We start from the raw sequence: 324 nt of genomic DNA, 5'->3' as shown, positions 1-324 counted from the left end.
TTCACGTTCCGAGCGTGGCTTCTTATGGGCGATTTGGAACACCGCACACAACGTTGGTGGCGCGCTGATCCCTATTTTGGTGGGCTATATAACGTTGCACTACAGCTGGCGTGAAGGTTTTATTCTACCCGGCATCATCGGGGTATTACTCGGTCTATTCGTTTGTTGGCGATTGCGCGACAAACCCACAACAATGGGTTTACCAAGTGTCGGCCAATGGCGCAACGACGCACTAGAACTTGCGCAAGAAAATTACGGACGTGGCCTCACCTACCGAGAAATTCTGAAATCGTACGTATTTAACAACAAATACATCTGGCTACT

At 49.1% G+C, this 324-nt stretch carries 1 protein-coding gene; it reads left to right on the top strand.

Features of this window, described 5'->3' with window-relative positions:
• Positions 1–324 (top strand): MFS transporter (locus IQR33_RS33580; protein ID WP_228013998.1); only part of this gene is annotated, 324 nt, incomplete at both ends.

The organism is Vibrio sp. OPT46, assembly GCF_015163535.1.
GTDB lineage: Bacteria > Pseudomonadota > Gammaproteobacteria > Enterobacterales > Vibrionaceae > Vibrio > Vibrio alginolyticus.
The sequence above is the reverse complement of the archived record's forward strand: the minus strand, read 5'-3'. Positions and strand labels throughout refer to the sequence as shown.